This window comes from Paraburkholderia graminis, from assembly GCF_003330785.1.
In the GTDB taxonomy this organism is placed as follows: Bacteria; Pseudomonadota; Gammaproteobacteria; order Burkholderiales; family Burkholderiaceae; genus Paraburkholderia; species Paraburkholderia graminis.
On record NZ_CP024934.1, the window covers coordinates 427,267 to 444,558 of the forward strand.

Consider the following 17,292-nt stretch of genomic DNA (forward strand, 5'->3'; position numbering starts at 1 on the left):
GTTTGCCACGACCGCGATACCTTGCGAATTCGCAATTACCAATGCGTCCGCTTTCGACGGCGCCCGACGCGAGCCGCCCAGCTCGAAAACGAGCCGGAAACAACGCAAGGGGCCGACAACGCGCGCGGCGCCGCCGGTTCCCTGCGCCTTTACATGCGGAAATGCTCGCCCAGATAGACGCGCCGCACGCTTTCGTTTTCGATGATTTCGCTTGGCGCGCCGGCGGCGAGCACGCTGCCGTCGCTGATGATGTAAGCGTGGTCGCAGATGCCGAGCGTTTCACGCACGTTGTGATCGGTGATTAGCACGCCAATATTGCGCTGCTTCAGAAATTTAACGATCTTCTGGATTTCCAGCACCGCGATCGGGTCGACGCCCGCGAACGGTTCGTCGAGCAGAATAAAGCTCGGATTCGTGGCGAGCGCCCGCGCGATTTCCACGCGGCGGCGCTCGCCGCCCGACAGCGAAAGCGCCGGATTTTCACGCAAATGCGCGATTTGCAGTTCGTCCAGCAGCGCTTCAGTGCGGTTCGTGATGGCGTCTTTGGACAGGCGCTTGCCGTTGTCCTCGTGCTGCAGTTCGAGCACCGCGCGAATATTTTCCTCGACGGAAAGCTTGCGGAACACCGAGGCTTCCTGCGGCAGATACGACAGCCCGAGCGAAGCGCGCTTGTGGATGGGCAAGAGGCTGATCGACTTGCCGTCCAGGTCGATTTCGCCGGCATCGAGCGGCACGAGGCCGACGATCATATAGAACGACGTGGTCTTGCCCGCGCCGTTCGGACCGAGCAGGCCGACCACTTCGCCGCTTTTCACATCGAGCGAAACGTCTTTGACGACCGTGCGCGAACCGTAGCGCTTTTTCAGATTCCGTACGACCAGCGAACTACTCGTACCTGCGGGCTTGCGATTGGGTAGGGACGCGGAGGTGCTCACTGATTCGGCGCTCCCTGAATCGTGGTGGACGGCGCGAGCGTGGCCGATGCGCCGTTCAGCGGCGCAGCGCCGCCGTTGCGCGGCGACAGCATCGCGCGCACGCGGCCGCTCGGATTGCCCGGGCCGGCGACGTCCTTGCCCGCCTTCGCGGTATAGAAGTCTTTCTGGCCGTCATACGTGATGACGCTGCCGTGCACCTGATCGATCACGGTGGACAGACCCTGCAGGCGCTTGACGGTCGCATTCGTGGTAAGCGTGGTCAGATCCTGCTTGCCGTCGTAGTCGATACGAATAGCCGTGCCTTCGATGTATTCGTCCAGACCTTCGCGCTTCTGGCGGAAGTACGACAGATTGCCGCCGCTCGACGTGCCGGTCGCGTACTGATAGCCCTGCGGGTCTTGCGTCACTTCGACGCGATCGGCCTTGATCACGATCGTGCCCTTGGTGGCGACCACATGGCCGGTGAAGATGTTGACCTGCTTCAGGTCGTCGTAAGTCATGTTGTCCGCTTCGATGTTGAGCGGCTTGTCCTTGTCGGCGCGGTCCGCGTGCGCGAGCGGCGCGAAGCCGGCGAGCGGCAAGGCGACCAGGAGCGCAGCGAGTCCGGCGCGGCACGCCGACACGGCGCGCGAGCGGCCGGTATCAAAACGGGGGAACGATTCGTTCATGCAGTCACGCCTGGAATGGATTTACCCGGGTTGCTTGGGCGAGCTGCCGCCGGCGTCGGACGCGGCGATCGCGCCTTTTACGTTGCCGAAGAGCTTCATCACCCGGGTGACGTTGTTGTAGTTCATGCCGCTGGCGGTCATCACGGACACGCCGCGCTGAAGTTTAACCGGCTTTTCTGTCTCGATCACATCGTCGTTGACGAGCACGCGGAAATGCTCGGAATCGGCCTGCATCTGCGGATCGCCGTAGCCTGCGGAGCGCAGAATGCGGGCGTTGCCGTACAGATCGACGATGGACGCGTCGCCGTTCACCTTGCCCGTGTCGCCGGTCGCGGTCACAACCGGCTTGCCGGGCTGGAACGCGCGCATCGCGGGCTTCACGAGATCGCTCAGTTCGTCGTCTTCGTAATGAATCAGCGACTGCGCGGTCAGGCGATATTGCGTCGAGCCCGACTGGTCGAGTTCGGACACCGAGAAGTTGTCGGCGAAGTAGTCCGGCGTGTGCTCCTTGGGACGCACCACGCCTTCGTTTTGCCGCGGCAACGTGGCCTGCAAAAGCCACCACGTGATGCCCGCGAGCGCGGCCATCGCGACGAGCGGAATCAGCGAAGTCAGGCGAAACTGGTTGTTCATCCCACGAGGCCTCGCGTTTCGCCGCTGCAGGCGGCCGCGAGCAGCGCCTCGTACTTGTGCTGGGCGCGCAGTAGGGTGTCGCAGACTTCGCGTGCCGCGCCGTGACCGCCGCGCGCCTCGCTGACCCAATGCGCCCGCGCGATCACTTCAGGATGCGAATTGGCGGGCGCCGCCGCGAAGCCGACCTTCAGCATCACGCCGAGATCGACCCAGTCGTCGCCCATGTAGCCGCATTCGTCGGCGCTCATGCCGGTTGCTTCGAGCAGATCGGCGAATGCCTGCGGCTTGTTGTCGATGCCCTGATACACATGCGTGATGTGCATTTCCTTCGCGCGCGCCGCGACGATGCCCGACTTGCGGCCGGTGATGATCGCCGTTTCAATGCCGGCCTGGCGCAGCAGCTTCATGCCGTGGCCGTCCATGGAATTGAAGGCTTTCATCGTGTCGCCTTCCGCCGTGAAAAGCAGGCCGCCGTCGGTCAGCACGCCGTCGACGTCGAAAATCATCAGCTTCACGCGGCTCGCGCGTTCGGTAGCGGTAGGGGGCGCGACGGCCATCAGATCACCTTCTTCGAGAACAGGTCGTGCATGTTGAGCGCGCCGATCAGCTTGCCCGCTTCGTCGACGACCAGCATCTGATTGATGCGATGGCGCTCCATCAGTTCCACGGCTTCGACCGCGAGATGATCTGGACCGATGGTGCGCGGATCGGCGGTCATGACGGCGGCGATGGACAGCGCGCGGAAATCGCCGTCGCGCTCCAGCACGCGGCGCAAATCGCCGTCGGTGAAAATGCCTTTTACGCGGTCTTCCTGATCGACAATCGCGGTCATGCCCATGCGCTTCGCGGTCAACTGGAACAGCGCGTCGCGCACGGTGGCTTCAGGCGTGACCTTCGGCACCTGGTCGCCGGTGCGCATGACGTCGCTGACATACGTGAGCAGGCGGCGGCCGAGCGCGCCGCCCGGATGCGAGCGCGCGAAATCGTCGCGGCCGAAACCCCGCGCGTCGAGCACCGCGACGGCGAGCGCGTCGCCGAGCGCAAGCGCTGCGGTGGTGCTCGCGGTGGGCGCAAGATTCATCGGACACGCTTCTTTCGCGACGCCGGAATTCAGATGCACGTCGGCCAGTTTCGCCAGACTCGACGACGGCCGGCCGGTCATCGCAATCAGCTTCGCGCCGATCCGTTTGATGAGCGGCAGAATCGCCACGAGTTCTTCGGTTTCACCGGAATTGGACAGCGCGAGGAAGACGTCGTCGGCGGTGACCATGCCGAGATCGCCGTGGCTTGCTTCTGCCGGATGCACGAAGAAAGCCGGCGTACCCGTGCTCGCGAGCGTGGCCGCGAGCTTGCGCGCCACATGTCCCGACTTGCCGATGCCCGAGACCACCACGCGCCCACGGCAACCCAGGATGAAGTCGACCGCGCCGACGAACGCGTCGTCGAGCTGATCGCGAAGCGCGCGCACGGCGTCCGCTTCGATGTCGAGCACGTCGCGAGCGAGCGCGAGTGCCCGGTCGCCATTGATTTTCGCTATCATTCGCGAAGTATAGCAAAGGCGCCTGTTCGCCGCGCCGGGCCTGCTGTGCAAAGCCGCTGCCTCCATTGCCCGCTTTATCGCCCTGTATAACGGCCCCTCAACCTTGTCGCACGGCGTGTTCCGTGCGCGGTTCCGCTGACGAACGAGGACGCTTTACCCATGCGTTTTTGCCGATGATTTCCCCGCTGGAGATGACGCTGTTCCTGCTGCTGGCATCAGTGGCGGGCGTGGTGGTTTTTCGCTTTCTGAATCTTCCGCCGATGCTCGGCTATCTGACCGTCGGCATTCTTGTCGGGCCGAATGCGCTCGGTCTCGTTCCCGATTCGGTCGGCGCGCAGAATCTCGCCGAATTCGGCGTCGTGTTCCTGATGTTTTCCATCGGCCTCGAGTTCTCGCTTGCGAAGCTGCGCTCGATGCGCCGCCTCGTCTTCGGGCTCGGCCTGTTGCAGGTGCTCGGCACGATCGTGGTCGCGGTCTCGCTCGGTTTCGCGTTCGAGCGCTGGGTGCATATCAAGTGGCAGGCGAGCATTGCACTCGGCGGCGCGCTCGCGATGTCGTCGACGGCCATTGTCAGCAAGATGCTCGCGGAGCGCCTCGAGATCGAGACCGAGCACGGCCGCAATATCTTCGGCGTGCTGCTGTTTCAGGATCTCGCGGTGGTGCCGCTCCTCATCATCATCTCGGCGCTGGGCGGCGATTCGAAAGACCTGATGAACGCGCTCGGCATCGCGGCGATCAAGATCGTCGTCGCGTTGTCGCTGCTGTTGATCGTCGGTCAGAAGTTCATGACGCGCTGGTTCAACGTGGTCGCGCGGCGGCGCTCGCAGGAACTGTTCATTCTCAATCTGTTGCTCGTCACGCTCGGCTCCGCGTTCATCACGGACAAGTTCGGTCTTTCGCTTGCGCTCGGCGCGTTTATCGCCGGCATGCTGATCGCGGAGACGCCGTATCGTCATCAGGTGGAAGAAGACATCAAGCCGTTTCGCGACGTGCTGCTCGGGCTCTTCTTCGTCACGACCGGCATGCTGCTGAATCCGCGTGTGATCTGGGAGCATCCGCTGATCGTGCTCGGCTTCCTGATCGGGCCGACCTTGCTGAAGGCGGTGATGATCACCGGGCTTTCGCGTCTGTTCGGCGCGTCGCCGGGCGTCGCCATGCGCACGGGTCTCGGCCTCGCGCAAGCCGGCGAATTCGGCTTCGTGCTGCTGAATCTGATTCTCGACAAACATCTCGTCGACGCCACGCTGTTGCAGGCCATTCTCGCCGCGATGTTGCTCTCGATGCTCGCCGCGCCGTTCCTGATCCAGAACGCGGACCGCATCGTGCTGCGCCTGTCTTCGACCGAATGGATGATGCAGTCGCTGCAGATGACGCGCATCGCCACGCAGAGCCTGAAGCAAAGCGGCCACGTGATCATTTGCGGCTACGGCCGCGCGGGGCAGAACCTTGCGCGCATGCTCGAACATGAAGGTCTTTCGTACGTCGCGCTGGACCTCGACCCGGATCGCGTGCAAGCGGCGGCGACGGCGGGCGAATCGGTCGTGTTCGGCGATGCCGGGCGGCGCGAGTCGCTGCTCGCGGCCGGCATTCACCGCGCCGCGGCGATCGCGATCACGTATGCGAACACGCCGTCGGCATTGCGCGTGCTGCACAACATTCATGAACTTGAGCCGACCTTGCCGGTCATCGTTCGTACCGTCGACGACGCCGATCTGGAAAAGCTGCTGGCCGCAGGCGCAACCGAGGTGATTCCGGAGATTGTCGAAGGCAGTCTGATGCTCGCATCGCACACGCTGGTGGTGATGGGCGTGCCGATGCGCCGCGTGGTGCGCCGCGTCGAGGAAATGCGCGACGAGCGCTATGCGCTGCTGCGCGGCTATTTCCACGGCGCCGACGACATGGACGACGACGACGGTCACGAACAGGTGCGGCTACAATCGGTCCCGGTCGATACGAATGCCGACGCGGTCGGCCGCACGCTGGCGGAGCTGGGCCTTTACGAACTCGGTGTCGAAGTCACGGCGATTCGCCGGCACGGCATTCGCGGTGTGGAGCCCGATCCGTCGACCAAGCTGCGCGCGAGCGACATCGTCGTGTTGCGCGGCTTGCCGGAGCAACTGGCGCAGGCCGAGGAGCGGCTCTCGAAACACCGCCGCGCGGGCGCCGCCGCGGCATAGCGAATGCGCGGCACGGTCCGCGCGTCCAGCATCGATTCAGCTTTTCATTGGGCCTTACGCGGTCCATCCGGAGACATCATGTCAAACGCGCTTGCGAGCGCGCCGCTCGACGCGGCCGACTACATCAAGAGCCACATTCGCACGGTTCAGGACTGGCCGCAGGCCGGCGTGCAGTTTCGCGACATCACGCCGCTGTTGCGTGAGCCGAGGTCGCTGCGGGTGCTGATCGACCTCTTCGTGCAGCGTTATATCGATGCGAAGCTCGACTACATCGCCGGGCTCGACGCGCGCGGTTTCATCATCGGGCCGATTCTCGCGTACGAGCTGAACCTCGGCTTCATTCCGATCCGTAAGGAGGGCAAACTGCCCTACAAGCGCGCGTCGCAATCGTACGAGCTCGAATACGGCACGGCCACCGTGGAAATTCACGAGGACGCGTGCAAGCCGGGCGACCGCGTGTTGATCGTCGACGATCTGATCGCGACCGGCGGCACGATGATGGCCGGCAAGATTCTGCTCGAGCGGCTCGGCGCAGTGGTCGTTGAAGGCGCGGCGATTATCGACTTGCCCGAGCTTGGCGGCTCGAAGCTGCTCGCGGGCGGCGGCCTGCCGCTTTATACCGTGACGAGTTTCGACGGTCATTGAGCGCGGCGCCACGCCGCTGTGTGCGCCTTGCTGTCCGCATAAAGAAAGGTAGGTAAGAACGATGCCCAACTTCGCCTTGTTCCTCGCCACATCGATTGCGATCACGATGGCGCCCGGTCCCGACAATCTGCAAGTGCTCGCGCGCGGCATCTCGCAGGGCCGCGCCGCGGGTCTCGTCGCGGCGCTCGGCTTTGCGACGGGCATCACGTTCCACACGACACTGGCCGCGCTCGGCGTGGCTGCGTTGCTGCGCTCGTCGCCGCTCGCGTTTGAGGCCATCAAACTGGCCGGCGCCGCGTATCTCGTGTGGATCGGCATCAAGGCGCTGCGCAGCCAGGGCCTCGCGACCGCTCACGAACGCGCGCCGCAACCGTTGATGACCGTGTTCCGTCAAAGCGTGCTCGGCAATCTGCTCAATCCGAAAGTGACGCTGTTCTTTGTCGTGTTCCTGCCGCAATTCGTGCAGACCGGCGGTGCACAAAACGGTGCACAAAGCGTCACGGTGCAGATGCTGGAACTCGGCGCGCTTTTCATGTTGCAGACGCTCGTGGTGTTTTCGCTGTTCGGCGTGTGCGCGGGAATGATCGGCGGATGGCTGAGGCGGCGGCCGCGCGTGGGTGTGTGGCTCGACCGTCTTGCGGGCGCTACGTTTATTGCACTGGGAATTCGCGTCACGTTGCGCGACTAATCAGCTACGCGGCTGACGACGTGCCGCACTTGTCGTCCAGCCTCGCTGGAAAAAATGTGGAGTGTCGAATGAGTTTGCCTTGCCTCGTTGCCGCGCGCCGCTTCGATGCTCACGCGCATCTGCCGCTCTGGATCGACGCCGAGCAGGTCGGCTGGATTCGTTCGGACGACGTACGTTTGCTCGCGCGCTGGCCCGACGTGTTCGAGATCGACGATGCGCGCGTGAAGCTCGCGCCGGCCTTCAACACAGTCGATCTGCGCAGCGCGGCGCTCGGTTCGGTGATCGGCGCTCTTGCCGCCGACGGGCGCATTCCAGGCTGGCGCAACGAGACCTACGCGATCCGCAACGCGTTCGACGCGCGGCCGCTCGCGTACATCGAGCGCGCGGCGTCGCGCTTCTTCGGCACGATGACGTACGCGGTGCATCTGAACGGCGTCGTAGAATATGCGGACGGCGGCGCGCCGGGATTGTGGATCGCGCGCCGCAGCGACACCAAGGCGACCGATCCGGGCATGCTCGACAATGTCGTGGCGGGCGGAATCGGTTGGGGTTTCAGCGTCGAGACGACGATCGTCAAGGAATGCTGGGAAGAAGCCGGCATTCCCGAGGAAATCGCCGTGCGCGCCGTGGCGGGGCGCACCGCTTATGTGCTGCAATCGTTGCCGGAAGGCACGCAGGCCGAGCAGATTTTCATCTACGACCTCGCGCTGCCGGCCGATTTTGCGCCGCGTAATCAGGACGGCGAAGTCGGTGAGCATCGCCTTGCCCGCATCGACGAAGTGGCGCGCTGGATCGAGGAAGGTGCGATGACCGTCGACGCGAGTCTCGCCACGCTCGATTGCCTGCTGCGTCGCCGCTGGATCGACGAAGAGGCGTGCCAGGGAATAGAGGCGCTGTTTACGCCGCCCGTAACTGGTTGACAGCGGCGGGTGATAGCAGCGCGGCGCGAGATGCCTAACGTTGAAACCAGCTACACCGAACAAACCACGCATTGAAGAAGGGAGTCACCCAGGTCATGTCGACCGATCACAGCTTTATCCTCAAACTGTCGTGCGCCGATCGGCCCGGCATCGTCCACGCCGTGTCGGGCTTTCTGTTCGAGCGCGGCAGCAATATTCTCGACTCCGCGCAGTTCGGCGACAGCCGCACCGGCGAGTTCTTCATGCGCGTGCATTTCCAGCAGGTGGGCGGCGATCCGGGGCTCGACGCATTGCGCGTGTCATTCGCGGCGCTTGCCGAGCACTTCGGTATGAACTGGGAGTTGCACGATGCATCGGTGAAGCCGCGCGTCGTGATAATGGTGTCGAAGATCGGCCATTGCCTGAACGACCTGCTGTTCCGCTACCGCACCGGTCAGTTGAACATCGAGATTCCGGCGATCATCTCGAATCACAAGGAGTTCTATCAGCTCGCCGCCAGCTACGACATTCCGTTCCATCATTTTCCGCTGCTGGGCGGCACGCCCGAGGCCAAGGCGGCGCAGGAAGCGCGCGCGCTCGAAGTGATCGACGAGCATCAGGCGGATCTCGTCGTGCTCGCGCGCTACATGCAGATTTTGTCGCCGAAGCTGTGCGAAGCGCTCGCCGGACGCGCGATCAACATTCATCACTCGTTCCTGCCGAGCTTCAAGGGCGCGAAGCCGTATTACCAGGCGTTCGACCGCGGCGTGAAGCTGATCGGCGCAACCGCGCACTACGTGACGACCGATCTGGACGAAGGTCCGATCATCGAGCAGGAAGTGGAGCGCGTGGACCACAGCATGACGCCGGAGCAGTTGACGGCGATTGGCCGCGACGTCGAATGCGTGACGCTCGCGCGCGCGGTGAAGTGGCACGTCGAGCATCGGGTGGTGTTGAACGGGAGTAAGACGGTGGTGTTTCGGTAGGAGGTTGGGGCCGCTGCCGCGGCTCGGCGTGATGTTGAGCGTCGCGGCGGCGCACCTTCGTTGTAATTCAAATGAAGCCGGTGCGTTTCGCACAATGCGTACGAACGTGTTAACGATGCGCAGTGCCAAGGCGTGGCGCTTGAAGATGCCGCCGCGATGAATTGCTCTCCTCCCGCCGCCTTATTCCGACGCCACCTCTTCCCGTGACCGCTCCGGCATCCGGTCGGCGTTGCGCGCGACTGGCGCTCTCTGAGTTTCCTCCACGCTCTGAGCCTTCCTCGCCTTTACCGCCGCCCCTCGGCGCGCATTCAGCTTCCTTAGCCAGATCAGCAATCCAGTCGCGCTCAGCACGGCCACTGCGATGCCGACCGCGCTAATCAATATCCGTCCGCCGACACCGAGAATACGACCCGAGTGCAGCGGAAATTGAACCTGCATGAAGATGTCGCCGGCCGTGCCCTTGCCGGGAATCTGCTTGCCGAGCAGTTTGCCGGTGGCCGCGTCCCAGTACATCCACGGGTTGCCGAGGCCCATGTCGCCGTGATCGTTGCCCGTCTCGTAGAAGCCCACGCCGTAGGTGTGCAGGAACTCCGCGTAGTACATGCCGCCCGGCGGCACGGCGATGTGCTGCGCCTTGCCGGCTTCTTCGGCGAGTTGCACGATGCGCTCGCGACTCAGCACGCCGTGGCTGGGCTTGGGCGCGCGGACGATCTCCGGGTTGTTGATCGGGTCCGGCGTCAGCGTCGAAAACATCGACACGATGGGGCGCACAACGGGTGCGGCGAGGTTCATCGACACCGACGTCAGCGCGACGATCATGAGCAGGCCCCAGATCCACACGCCGCCCGAGCGATGCAGGTCGAAGGTGAGCGCATAGCCGCCGCGCCCGAAGCGGAACGCGAGCGACTTGCGCCACGCCTTGAGACTCGGAAACGACAGGCCGAGCGCAATGACGCTGTCGAACAGCCAGACGATGCCGACCACGCCCATCAGCCAGACGCCGGCATCGACGCCGCCGGTAAACGGCAAATGCAGCGTGTAGTGCAGCTTGTAAATGAACGGAATCAGGTTGATGCGCGACAGGGAAAAGGCGCCCCATTCGCGGCGCCCCTGCACGTCGCCGGTGGCCGGATCGACGGCGATCTGGTTGAAGTCCAGCTTGTACGGCGCTCGCGTGGCCGGGTCGATGCGCGGCAGCACCATCATCTGCAACGTATGGCCGGGCTCGGCCGCGAGCGGCAGATACGTCACTTGCACGCGCGGATCGGCAGCCTCGACGCGCCGCGCGAGTTCCAGCCCCGACAACGCCGGCCCTGGCGTGCGCGCCTCGAAGAAGGACGGGTTGAGCGCGGCGTCGAGTTCGTGATCCCACGCGATCACCGCGCCGGTCAATCCCGCGACGAACAGGAACAGCGCCGTGGCCACGCCGAACCAGCGATGCAGGCGAACGAACTGGCGCCTCATGAGCGGGCCAACGAAAGCAAGAAAAAATCCGGGGGACGTGTCACTGCGAGAGTCGGCGCGTAAATGGGAATTGTTCGCATCTTAAGCGACGCACGTTGTCGGCGGCAAGTTCTCTGAAAGGTTTGCTAAGGCGATAGTTGCTGCGACGCGTCAAAACCCGTTGAAGTCCCGCTGCATAAGGCTTGGCCCACCGTCCGCGCGTGCCAAGTGCGGCAAAATGTCGCATGAAGGGGCTTACAATCCGCATAGTTTTTCGGCATCATCCCGTCCCGTGTAATGGGAATGATTCTCATTCGTTAAGTGAATCACCGACGACGGGAAAGGGAATGAACAAACATAACGGGGAAGCGCGTCCACAGAAAACGCGCACGAAGCGTCGATTGCACTGGGCCGCGTGCCTGGCGCTGACGGCCACTCAGGCGGCGCTCGCACAGTCAGTGCCGCCGGCGTCGACACCAGCGTCGCCATCGGCATCGGCGGATAGCGAAGACAAGGCGCTGCCGACGGTCAAAGTCACTGCGGCGCAGGACACCACGCAGCATCTGAAAGAGGACGTCGGCAGCGGAGCGCTCGGCACGCGTTCGCAACTCGATACGCCGTTTTCGACGACCGTCGTGACGAGCGAGGAGTTGCAGGATCGCCAGCCGTCGAAACTCGGCGACGTGTTCGCCACCGACGCCTCCGTGTCCGACAACGGCAACGCGTACAACGCGTGGGCCACGTATCTGACGGTGCGCGGCATGCAGCTCGACTGGCAGTCGGGTTTCAAAATCGACGGCATGCCGTTCAACAGCTATGGCATCACGATGCCGTACGAGCAGCTCGAAAAAGTCGAGTTGCTGAAAGGCCTGACCGGCTTCATGTACGGCTTCGGCGCGCCGGGCGGCGTCGTCAACTACGTGACGAAGAAGCCGCCGGTCTCGACGACGCCCGTGCGCAGCGTCGACGTCGGCTATTACACGGACGGCGTCTGGACCGAGCACGCGGACCTCGGCGGCCGCGTCGGCCCCAACGGTATGTTCGGCTATCGCCTGAACGCGACGCACGAGGAAGGCAAAACCTATAACGACGGCAACGTGCGGCGCGATTCGGTTTCGGTCGCGCTCGACGCCCGCATCACGCGCGACCTCAAGGCCACCTTCGGCGCGCTGTATCAGGAGCGCCATTCCACCGGCATCACCGGTTCGATTTCGACGGCGCAATACACCGGCACGTCGCTCCCGCATACGATCAGCGGCGGCACCGGCGACCTGTCCGGTCCCGACCAGCATCTGAATACGAACCTGCAGCTCTACACGGCGGGGCTTCAGTACAACCTCGGCGAGAACTGGACGCTCAATGCGAGCTACAGCTACAGCAAGAGCTCGCGCGATCGCAACGAAAGCACGTACTACCTGCTGAACGGCGCGGGCGATTACACCGACAGCCGTTTCGCCGGCAAGGAAGGGCATCAGCTGAGCTTGTGGCAGGTGTCCGCGGAAGGCCAGGTGAAGACCGGACCGCTGCAGCATCAACTCGTATTCGGCGCCGCGTATCAGCGGCAGACGAACGACTACGGCGCGAACAGCTTCTTCGGGCAGATCGGCACGGGCAACATCTATCAGCCGAATACGAACACGTTCGGCGGCGCGTCGAACTACTACACGTATCGCGACAGCGACATCACGCAGAAGGCGCTGTTCGCGAGCGACACCATCCAGTTGACGCAGCGTTGGTCGGTGCTCGGCGGCGTGCGGTACACGAACTACGAGCAGCACGGCTACTCGACCAGCGGCGCCACAACGTCGACGTACAGCCAGAACGGCGTGGTCACGCCGACCGTCGCGGTGATGTTCAAGCTCGCGCCGACCACGACGCTTTACACGAGCTACGTGGAGTCACTGGAAGCGGGCACGGTGGTCGGCGACACGTATGCAAACCGCGGCGAGCTGCTCAAGCCGTTGCGCAGCAAGCAGTACGAAGTCGGCATCAAGACGGAGCAGGGACGCTGGAGCGCGACGGCCGCGCTGTTCCGCATCGAACGCGGCGCGGCTTACGCGAACAGCGCGAACGTCTACACGCAGGACGGCGAGTCGATCTTCCAGGGCATCGAGATGGGCGGCGACGTGCGTCTCGGCAGCCACTGGAATGTCGGCGGCGATCTCATGTGGATCAATACGAAGTACGAGCGTGGCGCGGCCAACAACGGCAATCGCGTGGCGGGCGCGCCGCAGTTCGTCGTCGCCGGTCATGCGACTTACTCGGTGCCGTACGTGCCGGGTCTGCGCATCGGCGCGGACGCCAAGTTCACGGGCAATACGAACGTGCGGCCGTCGTCGAATCTGAACGCGCCGGGCTATATGCTCGTGAACCTCGGCGCGAGCTATGCGACGCGAATCGGCGGCTATGACGTGACGTTCCGCGCGGCCATCGACAACCTGCTCAACCGCCGTTACTGGGAATACCAGTACGCGGATTACGTGACGCCGGGCGATCCGCGCACGCTGTCACTGAACGCGCGCATCGACTTCTGACGATGAAAAAAAACGGCACCGCGGTGCCGTTTTCCTTGCCTGCGAGCCGAGCGGCGCGCAACGAACCTAAACCAGCCTCAGATAAATCAGCTCACGCTTGATATACGCATAGAAGATCGGCGCGGCGACCACGCCCGGCAGACCGAACGCGGCTTCCATGACGAGCATCGCCACGAGCAGTTCCCACGCGCGCGCCTCGATCTGTCCGCCGACGATCCGCGCGTTCAGGAAGTACTCGAGCTTGTGGATCAGGATCAGAAACGCGAGCGACATGACCGCGGCAGGAAAGCTGACCGACAGCGCGACCGCCACGATAATCGTGTTCGAAATCAGATTGCCGATGACCGGCAGCAAGCCGACGATGAACGTAATCAGCACCAGCGTTTTCGACAGCGGCAACTGGTCGTGAAACATCGGCAGCACGACCAGCAGGAAGATGCCGGTGAATACCGCGTTGATCGCGGAGATTTTCACTTGCGCGAAAACAATGCGGCGAAACGCGTCGGCGAAACGCGTCACGCGCGTGACGAACGCCGTGGACAGCGGCAGCCGCTGCATATGCTTCTGCGCGCTGACCGCGATAATCGCGCCGATGATCATGCCGATCAGAATGTGCGTGAACGCGCGCGCCGCCGTCTTGCCGCTTTGTTGCAGCATGTTCGCGTGCGTCTGCATGAGTTCGCCGGCCTTGGCTTTCATCTGCTCGGTGTCGACCGGCAGAGAGCTCGCGATGAATTGCGGAATCCGGCCGCGCGCCTGATCGATCAGTTGCATCGCCTGGTCGAGCAGCTTCTGCACGCTCGGCACGTCGTTCTCGAAGTGCTCGATGACGCCGAGCGTCAGGCCCGTGAGCGCGCCCACGATCACCGTCGAGAGAATCACGACCGCCAGCCAGCGCGCCCGCCCGCTCGACATATGCCGCTCGATGCGCGGCGCGATGGTATGCACGAGCTGGAACACCAGCAGCCCGGCGAGCAGCGCGCCGAGCAGCCGGAGCTGGATCACCGCCCACATGCCGAACAGCATCAGCACATAGCTGCCGATCTCGACCGCCGAGAGTTTCGGCAGGCTCATATTGCTGGTCAGCCTGACCGGGCGTGGGCGCAGGTCCTGCACTTGCCCTTCTTCGCTCGCCTGATTCCGCTTGGCCATGGCTTATCCGTCTCCAACCCGTGTTGTGCAGCGTTACTTTTTACTGGCCGCGCGTTTCAGCAAAGGCGCCAGGTATCTACCGGTAAAACTTGCTTTGGACTTCGCGATCTGCTCGGGCGTGCCTTGCGCGATGATCTGGCCGCCGCCCGCGCCGCCTTCCGGACCCATGTCGATGACCCAGTCGGCAGTTTTGATTACATCGAGATTATGCTCGATGATCACGACGGTATTACCCTGGTCGCGTAACCGATGAATAACTTCCAGCAGCAGCGCAATGTCATGAAAGTGCAACCCGGTCGTGGGTTCGTCGAGAATGTATAGCGTGCGACCGGTATCACGCTTGCTCAGTTCCAGGGATAGTTTGACGCGCTGCGCCTCGCCGCCCGACAGCGTGGTCGCGGACTGCCCCAGCCGGATATAGCCGAGGCCCACGTCGAGCAAGGTTTTCAGCTTGCGCGCGACGACCGGCACCGGCCTGAAGAACTCGTACGCGTGCTCGACGGTCATGTCGAGCACTTCGCTGATGTTCTTGCCTTTGTACTGCACGTCGAGCGTTTCGCGGTTGTAGCGCTTGCCGTGGCAGACGTCGCAAGGCACGTACACGTCCGGCAGAAAGTGCATTTCGACCTTCAGCACGCCATCGCCCTGACAGGACTCGCAGCGGCCGCCCTTCACGTTGAACGAGAAACGCCCCGGGTCGTAGCCGCGCTCCTTGGCGGCGGGGACGCCCGCGAACAGTTCGCGGATCGGCGTGAAGAGGCCCGTGTAAGTGGCCGGATTGGAGCGCGGCGTGCGGCCGATCGGCGACTGGTCGACGTTGATCACCTTGTCGAAATGCTCCAGTCCCTCGATCGACTCGTACGGCGCAGGCTCCGTGGACGACCCATAAAGGTGATGCGCGACCGCCTGATACAGCGTGTCGTTGATGAGCGTCGACTTGCCCGAGCCCGACACGCCGGTCACGCACGTCAGCAGCCCGACCGGCAGATCGAGCGTGACGTGCCGCAGATTGTTGCCGTGCGCCTCGACGATGCGCAGATGCCGCTCGTCCGGGTCCTTGCGCTCGTCCGGATACTCGATGGTGCGCGCGCCGGACATGTACTGCCCCGTCATCGAAGCCGCATTGGCCTGCACCTGCTTCGGCGTGCCCTCGGCGATCACCATGCCGCCATGCTCGCCCGCGCCCGGACCCATGTCGACCACGTAGTCGGCCATGCGGATCATGTCTTCGTCGTGCTCGACCACGATCACCGAGTTGCCCAGATCGCGCAGATGCTTGAGCGTGGAGATCAGCCGGTCGTTGTCGCGCTGATGCAGTCCGATGGACGGCTCGTCGAGCACGTACATCACGCCGGTGAGGCCGGAGCCGATCTGCGACGCGAGGCGAATGCGCTGCGCCTCGCCGCCCGACAGCGTTTCGGCGCTGCGTTCGAGCGACAGATAATCGAGCCCGACGTTGTTCAGGAACATGAGCCGCGCGACGATTTCCTTGATGACCTTGTCGGCGATCTCGCGCTTCGAGCCTTCGAGGCGCAGCGTCTGGAAGTAGCCGAGCGCATCGCGCAACGGCCAACCGCTGATTTCGTAGATGCCGCGCGCGTCGCCGTCCGCGCCGATCCGCACGAAGCGCGCTTCGCGGCGCAGCCGCGTGCCCGCGCACGCGGGGCAGGGCTGATTGTTCTGGTACTTGGCGAGTTCCTCGCGCACCGCGGCCGAATCCGTTTCGCGGTAACGCCGCTCCAGATTCGGAATGATGCCTTCGAACACATGCTCGCGGACCGACGCGCGCCCGCGCTCGTTGATGTACGAGAACGGAATTTCCTGCTTGCCCGAGCCGAACAGCAGGATCTTGCGGACCTTTTCCGGCAGGTCTTCGACGGCAGTGTCGATGTCGAAATCGTAGAACGCCGCGAGGCTTTGCAGCATCTGGAAGTAGAACTGGTTGCGCCGGTCCCAGCCCTTCACCGCGCCAGCCGCAAGCGACAGCGACGGATGCGCGACCACCCGCTTCGGATCGAAGAAAGTAATCTGGCCGAGGCCGTCGCATTCGGGGCACGCGCCCATCGGATTGTTGAACGAGAAGAGCCGCGGCTCCAGTTCCTGAAGCGAATACGAGCAGATCGGGCACGCGAACTTGGAACTGAACAGATGCTGCTTGTCCGTGTCCATTTCGAGCGCGATCGCGCGGCCGTCGGCGAGACGCAGCGCGGTTTCGAACGATTCCGCGAGACGCTGCTTCATGTCGGGACGCACCTTCAGGCGGTCCACGACCACGTCGATGGTGTGCTTGTCGTTCTTCTTCAGCTTCGGCAGCGAGTCGACGTCGTAGATCTTCGCGGCGCCTTCGTTGGCCGTGCCGCCGCCCGAGCGCACACGGAAACGGATGAAGCCCTGCGCCTGCATTTCCTCGAACAGTTCGACGTGCTCGCCCTTGCGGTCGGCCACGACCGGCGCGAGGATCATCAGCTTCGTTTCGTCGGGCAACGCGAGCGCCGCGTCGACCATTTGCGACACGCTTTGCGCCTCGAGCGGGATTTCGTGGTCCGGGCAATAGGGCGTGCCGACGCGTGCGAACAATAGCCGCAGGTAGTCGTGAATCTCGGTGACGGTGCCGACCGTCGAACGCGGGTTATGCGAGGTGGCCTTCTGCTCGATCGAGATGGCCGGCGACAGGCCCTCGATCAGATCGACATCGGGCTTTTCCATCAATTGCAGGAATTGACGCGCGTAGGCCGACAGGCTTTCGACGTAGCGCCGCTGTCCTTCCGCGTAGAGCGTGTCGAACGCGAGCGACGATTTCCCCGAGCCGGAAAGACCGGTAATAACGACGAGCTTGTGACGTGGTAGGTCGAGATTGACGTTCTTCAGGTTGTGGGTGCGAGCCCCACGAATACGGATTTGTTCCACGGATTTATTCCATGAACTGCGGAAAGAGGAAGAGGCTAAACCTGCTACTATAACGACTTTTCAAGGCCGCCGTTACGGCTTCCTG

The 17,292-nt window shown here is 63.5% G+C and carries 14 protein-coding genes; 6 read left to right on the top strand and 8 right to left on the bottom strand.

The features are described from left to right. Positions 1-149: 149 nt before the first annotated feature. Genes lptB through kdsD form a run of 5 tightly spaced genes read right to left on the bottom strand, consistent with a single transcriptional unit; the run spans position 150 to position 3,776 of the window. Positions 150-935: an LPS export ABC transporter ATP-binding protein gene (gene lptB, locus CUJ91_RS01940; protein ID WP_029969704.1), complete on the bottom strand. Its 786-nt coding sequence runs from the start codon at positions 933-935 to the stop codon at positions 150-152. Next, positions 932-1,603 (bottom strand): lipopolysaccharide transport periplasmic protein LptA, encoded by a 672-nt coding sequence (lptA, locus tag CUJ91_RS01945; protein ID WP_006048024.1) that lies wholly within the window; start codon positions 1,601-1,603, stop codon positions 932-934. Before lptA ends, lptB begins: the two co-directional genes overlap by 4 nt. A gap of 21 nt (positions 1,604-1,624) precedes the next feature. Beyond that, the gene (lptC, locus tag CUJ91_RS01950) at positions 1,625-2,236 is read right to left on the bottom strand and encodes an LPS export ABC transporter periplasmic protein LptC (RefSeq protein WP_006048023.1); all 612 of its coding nucleotides are present in this window, start codon (positions 2,234-2,236) and stop codon (positions 1,625-1,627) included. Continuing rightward, on the bottom strand, positions 2,233-2,793 hold the full coding sequence (locus tag CUJ91_RS01955; RefSeq protein WP_006048022.1) for a KdsC family phosphatase: 561 nt from the start codon (positions 2,791-2,793) through the stop codon (positions 2,233-2,235). Before CUJ91_RS01955 ends, lptC begins: the two co-directional genes overlap by 4 nt. After that, entirely contained in the window at positions 2,793-3,776 is a 984-nt protein-coding gene (gene kdsD, locus CUJ91_RS01960) for an arabinose 5-phosphate isomerase KdsD (RefSeq protein WP_029969706.1), read from the bottom strand. Before kdsD ends, CUJ91_RS01955 begins: the two co-directional genes overlap by 1 nt. Positions 3,777-3,949: 173 nt before the next feature. Between kdsD and CUJ91_RS01965 the strand changes: the two genes are divergently transcribed. The 5 genes from CUJ91_RS01965 to purU all read left to right on the top strand — a co-directional run bounded on the left by CUJ91_RS01965 (position 3,950) and on the right by purU (position 9,171). Next, the gene (locus tag CUJ91_RS01965; protein WP_006048020.1) at positions 3,950-5,953 is read left to right on the top strand and encodes a monovalent cation:proton antiporter family protein; all 2,004 of its coding nucleotides are present in this window, start codon (positions 3,950-3,952) and stop codon (positions 5,951-5,953) included. 78 nt (positions 5,954-6,031) lie between these two features. Beyond that, positions 6,032-6,598 carry an adenine phosphoribosyltransferase gene (locus tag CUJ91_RS01970; protein WP_006048019.1) on the top strand — a complete coding sequence of 189 codons (567 nt, stop codon included), beginning with the start codon at positions 6,032-6,034 and terminating at the stop codon, positions 6,596-6,598. Between the two features lie 61 nt (positions 6,599-6,659). Further along, entirely contained in the window at positions 6,660-7,286 is a 627-nt protein-coding gene (locus CUJ91_RS01975; protein ID WP_107710490.1) for a LysE family translocator, read from the top strand. Between the two features lie 68 nt (positions 7,287-7,354). Continuing rightward, the gene (locus CUJ91_RS01980) at positions 7,355-8,206 is read left to right on the top strand and encodes an NUDIX hydrolase (protein WP_114155768.1); all 852 of its coding nucleotides are present in this window, start codon (positions 7,355-7,357) and stop codon (positions 8,204-8,206) included. A gap of 95 nt (positions 8,207-8,301) precedes the next feature. After that, complete coding sequence (gene purU, locus CUJ91_RS01985) at positions 8,302-9,171, top strand: formyltetrahydrofolate deformylase (protein WP_114155769.1); 870 nt, start codon at positions 8,302-8,304, stop codon at positions 9,169-9,171. Between the two features lie 180 nt (positions 9,172-9,351). Here purU and CUJ91_RS01990 read toward each other — a convergent pair whose 3' ends face one another. Continuing rightward, entirely contained in the window at positions 9,352-10,635 is a 1,284-nt protein-coding gene (locus tag CUJ91_RS01990) for a PepSY-associated TM helix domain-containing protein (protein ID WP_114155770.1), read from the bottom strand. Between the two features lie 326 nt (positions 10,636-10,961). Here CUJ91_RS01990 and CUJ91_RS01995 point away from each other — a divergent pair, with 326 nt between their 5' ends. Next, the gene (locus CUJ91_RS01995; protein ID WP_029969715.1) at positions 10,962-13,148 is read left to right on the top strand and encodes a TonB-dependent siderophore receptor; all 2,187 of its coding nucleotides are present in this window, start codon (positions 10,962-10,964) and stop codon (positions 13,146-13,148) included. Positions 13,149-13,214: 66 nt separating this feature from the next. Here CUJ91_RS01995 and CUJ91_RS02000 read toward each other — a convergent pair whose 3' ends face one another. After that, positions 13,215-14,300, bottom strand: coding sequence for an AI-2E family transporter (locus CUJ91_RS02000; protein ID WP_006048012.1), 1,086 nt, complete (start codon positions 14,298-14,300; stop codon positions 13,215-13,217). Positions 14,301-14,333: 33 nt separating this feature from the next. Continuing rightward, positions 14,334-17,207: an excinuclease ABC subunit UvrA gene (gene uvrA / locus CUJ91_RS02005; protein ID WP_006048011.1), complete on the bottom strand. Its 2,874-nt coding sequence runs from the start codon at positions 17,205-17,207 to the stop codon at positions 14,334-14,336. Positions 17,208-17,292 lie beyond the last annotated feature (85 nt).